Source organism: Chitinophaga sp., from assembly GCF_035538455.1.
Lineage (GTDB): Bacteria > Bacteroidota > Bacteroidia > Chitinophagales > Chitinophagaceae > Chitinophaga.
In genome coordinates this window covers 1-5,072 of sequence record NZ_DATLKJ010000086.1, presented here as the reverse complement: position 1 = coordinate 5,072, position 5,072 = coordinate 1, and the positions used below count along the sequence as shown (strand labels likewise).

Below are 5,072 nucleotides of genomic sequence, written 5' to 3'. Positions count from 1 at the left end.
CCAGGTGAGTGCGCTTATACACGAAATAAAACCCGCAGCTGAGGTACTGCGGGTTATTCATGAAGAATTTATTGCTACTATAAAACGTTTATCTGCCCTGCAATGATCAGGTGCGTACAATCCACCTGATGGCTTCTTTCAGGGTAATCTTCTTGCCATACATGAGAATACCGGTACGATAGATCTTTGCGGCGATCCACGTGGTAAATATGAAGCCGCCGATCAGCATCACGAAAGACAGTATCAGCTGCCAGTAAGGAACGGTGCCTGGTACGCCGTATGGCAGCCGCGCCATCATTACCATCGGAGAGGTGAACGGGATGATGCTGCCCCATACTGCCAGCTGGCTGCCCGGGTCCTGTACTGCTTTCATCATGATCATGATACCCACAATGATAGGCAGTGTAATCGGAAAGCTGAGCTGTTGTATATCTGAAGCGTCTTCATTTGCAAGACTACCTACCGCTGCATACAGGGATGAATAGAAGAGGTAGCCGCCGAGGAAATAAAAGACGAAGCAGCTGAGCAAGAGTGTCCAGTGGATGCTGCCTACTACGCCGGTGATGCGGCGGATAGCTTCTGTGGCTTGTTCATTGTTGGCCTGGGTCATGGCGCCATTCTGGCTGGCGGCATGTATGCTGTCAGGGGAAAGGAACAGCGGCAGCAGACTGTATATGACTGTTATCAGCACGCCCCATATCAGGAATTGCAGGAGACCCACTGCGGCAATACCGATGATTTTGCCCATCATGAGTTGGAAAGGCTTCACGCTGGAGATCATCACTTCGGCAATCCTGTTTACTTTCTCTTCCATTACTCCCCGCATCACGGAAGTGCCAAATAGCAGCAGTACGATGTAGATGATAAACCCACTTGCGTAGCCGACTCCGTAAGCCACCCAGGAATTGCCTTTTTTTTCGTCGCTGCCGGTTCTGAATTCCACATCCACGTCAGACCGGATGGCGTCCAGCCTGGATTTGTCGATGCCCTGCAGCTCCATGCGTTTCTTTTCAATGACGTCGTTGATGTGGCTATTGATATTTTTTTCGAGGGTGATGCTTGCCTGCCCTTTGCTGAAGTATTCAAAGCCGGAGGGCCGCTCTATGTCGATGGCCGGAATATATAATACGCCTGAATAGCCAAGGTCTTCGTAATGTGTTTTCAGGCTGTCGATGTTCTGGTTTTTGAGATATTTGAAATAGACGCCTTTTTCGTCGGGGAGTTTGTTTTCGAAGAAGCCGCTTTTATCGATAACAGCGATTTGTTTCTTTTCTGACGAAGAAGTGGCGAGGAGTATCGGTACAATGATCATGGCGGCAAATGCCAGCGGCACGAGGAGTGTGACGATGAGGAAGGAGCGTTTGCGGACGCGTGTTGTAAATTCTCTATTTATGATGAGCCATATTTTTTCCATAGTATAAGTATATAAGGTCATGCCGGTTGTGGTACGGCGTTAAGGTCAGCATGTTCTGTTTGCTGTACCTGTGAGATGAACACTTCGTTGATGGAGGGAAGTATTTCTTCAAAATAGACGACGGGAATATCCTGGCGGATGAAGTGCAGGAGGATGTCGTTGGTGGAGCTGTCTTCGTTGAGCTTTACGGTGAAAGCCTGCTCGTGTACAGCAACGATGTTGAAATGGTAGGTGGCCATCTGTGCGGCATTGGGGGTAACGCTGAGGCCTATACGAAAGAGTCCCTGTTTAAAATCCTGTTTGATCTGTTTTACGCTGCCATCCAGTATTTTGCGGCCTTTGTTGACGAGCATAATATGGTCACATATTTCCTCTACTTGTTCCATGCGGTGGGTAGAGAAGATAATGGTTGTACCTTTTTTACTGAGATCGAATATTTCCTGTTTAATCAGGTTGGAGTTGATAGGGTCCAGTCCGGAAAAAGGTTCATCCAGTATCAGCAGTTTGGGGTCATGCATGATGGTGGAGATAAATTGCACCTTTTGTTGCATGCCTTTGCTGAGTTCTTCAATCCGTTTGTTCCACCAGGAGTTGATCTCGAATTTTTCGAACCAGAATTTTATTTTCTGTAGAGCGTCCTTTTCTGTCAATCCTTTTAAACGCGCCAGATATAGGGTTTGTTCACCTACTTTCATTTTTTTGTACAGACCTCTTTCTTCCGGCATGTAACCGATCTGATGCAGGTCATTTGGCGGATCGAAGGGATGTCCGTTGAAGAGGATATTGCCATCATCGGGATAGAAGATGCCGGTGATCATGCGCAGCAATGTAGTTTTGCCGGCACCGTTGGGGCCCAGCAGGCCGAAGATACTACCCTGCCGGATGTCAAAGCTGATATCATCTACCGCTTTGTGGGTGGCATAGTACTTTTTCAGGTGTTTTACTTCCAGGAGATTCATGATGAAAATTTAGTGATTAATCATGAATAATTAACCACTAATTGTATCATGAAAACTGCTATGGTTGTTTAGCAGCAATGATTGCGGCCACGCGTTCTCCATCCATTGCTGCGGATACGATGCCGCCTGCATAGCCAGCGCCTTCTGCACAGGGGTATAAGCCGGCTACTTGTGGATGTTCCAGTGTGTCGTTGTTGCGGGGAATGCGTACGGGGGAAGAGGTACGTGATTCGGTGGCCACGAGTATGGCGTCGGAGGTGTAGTATCCTTTCATTTTGCGTCCGAATGCCTTGAAGGCGCCTGCGAGTCTTTTATGTACGGCGGGAGGTAACACGGTGCTGAGATCTGTGCTATTTACGCCTGGTAGATAAGAACAGCCGGGTAAAGATGATGATATTTTTCTGTTGACGAAGTCGGTCATTCGTTGTGCGGGGGCTACGAATTTTCCGCCGCCTGCCTGATAGGCGCTACGTTCTACAGCCTGTTGGTAGTACATGGCTGCGAGTGGGCCGTGGTGGGCAAATGGTGCGAAGTCTGTTTCGTCTACCGTTACTACCATACCGGAGTTGGCGTAGGGGTTATCTCTTTTGGAGGGAGACCATCCATTCACCACTAGTTCGCCGGGATCGGTGGAAGCCGGGGCTATGATACCGCCGGGGCACATGCAGAAGGAGAATACGCCGCGGCCTTCTACCTGCTCTACGAGGCTGTAGCTGGCTGGGGGGAGGTATTCGCCGCGCACTGCGCAGTGATACTGAGCGTTGTCAATCAGTTCTTGTGGATGTTCCACGCGCACGCCGAGTGCAAATGGTTTGGCTTCTACAAGGATGTTCTGTTGATGCAGCATTATGAATATATCTCTGGCGGAGTGGCCGGTGGCAAGGATCAGGTGTTTGCCTTCGTGGGAGATACCATTGGCTGTTTGTACGCCGGTTACCGCACCATTGCTGATGTTGATGGCAGTTACTTTCTGTTCGAAATGTACTTCGCCGCCACATGCGATGATTTGTTCGCGCATAGCGGTGATGATATGCGGGAGCTTGTTTGTACCGATATGGGGGTGTGCATCGATCATGATTTTCTCTTCTGCGCCGAAGTGGACGAAAATATTGAGGATGCGGTTAATATCGCCGCGCTTGTTAGAGCGGGTATAGAGTTTACCATCGGAATAGGTACCTGCTCCGCCTTCGCCGAAGCAGTAGTTGGAGTCAGGATTGACAATGCCTGTTTTATTGAGGGTTGCGAGATCGCGGCGTCTTGCGCGTACGTCTTTACCACGTTCCAGTATAATAGGTTTGATGCCGGATTCGATGAGCCGGAGTGCGGCAAAGAGGCCGGCAGGTCCGGCGCCGGCGATCAGAACGCGGGGCGCATCTGCAGGGAGTGCTTTGTATATGGGATGATTGAGTTGTTTTTCATGAAAGGGCTCATTGACGAATACGAGGAGGGTGAGTACGAAGTAGACCTGCCTGGAGCGGGCGTCAATGGAACGTTTGATGAGCTGGTAGCCGGTGATGGAATGAGCTTTGATGCCCAGGACCGAAGCGGCTTCCGAAGTTATGCGTGAAGGTTGTGCCGCATCAGCGGGCAGTAGCTTGACAGAGATTTGTTGTTGCATGGTTAGGTAGTTATCCTAAAGATGTTATGTATATATATGAAAGCATTCAGCAACCAAGGGTTAGCTGGTAGCAAAGATACTAAAAGCTAACTCCTGATTGCTGAATGATAAAAGCGGATGCTGATTAGAAGGGTAGGTCATCGCTACCGTCGCCACCGGCGGGCATCTGCGGAGTATTGTAGTTAGGCATTGGATCTGCGCCGGGAGCGGGAGCTGCCATTACGGATTCCATGCGCCAGGCATCGAGGTTGGTGATATAGTTCACTTTGCCATCCTTTTCCCAGCGGGTGCCTTTGATATTGAAATAAACTTTAACGTTTTCACCCTCATTAAACCGGTCAACGATGCTAGTGCGGTCTTGTACCGACTGGAACTTAATATAGTTGTTGATAACACGGCCATTGATATCATCAGATTTCTCGATAACGAACTCTCTTGTTTTAAAAGTTTCGCTACGCTGTACCGTGTTGTACTTCACAATCAGCTTTCCGGTAATTTCAAAACTCATAGAAAAATTATTTTAAATTCAGAAGGGTCAAAGATAAGATATTAGGCAGTGTAGCGGCAAATTTTTTTCTATAGAAGCACGCGTGCGGGTATATAAGTAAATAGTTCGGTAATAACTAGCGAGAAACACATTTTTTTAAATGGAGATACTAACATAGTTTTGCACCCTCGCAGAAAATTTTGTGAATATCTCACTGCTTTTTCTGTGGCGGTTTTCGGGAAGAGAAAAGCTACGATATTATTTTATCAGGTATATATCCATATTTATGATAAAAAAGACAACGATAGGTAAAAAGCGATTGTTAATCAGCTGTATTTATGATACTGGAATGTCCCGTAATTGTAGAGCAGCAAAGCATTAGCGACGGGTTAACGGCGAGTGTAGCGACACTGTAATCAGTGGAATATAAACAAGGGTAGATAAATTTTTTTTTTCAACATTTTCTACAGATATTCGTCGTCCTGTCTGAAAATTTTTCAACATCCTGCGTTGGGAGATTTCTAAAATTCGTGAACTAAGCAGCATCCTTAATTAAGAAACAACTAATTTATTTTATCTCAATGAATAAAACTT

The 5,072-nt window shown here is 47.3% G+C and carries 4 protein-coding genes; all 4 read right to left on the bottom strand.

Annotation, left to right across the window (positions count from 1 at the left end):
• Positions 1–106: 106 nt before the first annotated feature.
• The 4 genes from VM802_RS10005 to VM802_RS09990 all read right to left on the bottom strand — a co-directional run bounded on the left by VM802_RS10005 (position 107) and on the right by VM802_RS09990 (position 4,499).
• On the bottom strand, positions 107–1,414 hold the full coding sequence (locus VM802_RS10005) for an ABC transporter permease (RefSeq protein WP_325529904.1): 1,308 nt from the start codon (positions 1,412–1,414) through the stop codon (positions 107–109).
• A gap of 17 nt (positions 1,415–1,431) precedes the next feature.
• Entirely contained in the window at positions 1,432–2,373 is a 942-nt protein-coding gene (locus VM802_RS10000; RefSeq protein WP_325529902.1) for an ABC transporter ATP-binding protein, read from the bottom strand.
• Positions 2,374–2,431: 58 nt separating this feature from the next.
• Positions 2,432–3,991 carry an NAD(P)/FAD-dependent oxidoreductase gene (locus VM802_RS09995; RefSeq protein WP_325529900.1) on the bottom strand — a complete coding sequence of 520 codons (1,560 nt, stop codon included), beginning with the start codon at positions 3,989–3,991 and terminating at the stop codon, positions 2,432–2,434.
• Between the two features lie 124 nt (positions 3,992–4,115).
• Positions 4,116–4,499, bottom strand: coding sequence for a DUF3127 domain-containing protein (locus VM802_RS09990; protein ID WP_325529898.1), 384 nt, complete (start codon positions 4,497–4,499; stop codon positions 4,116–4,118).
• Positions 4,500–5,072: the final 573 nt, after the last annotated feature.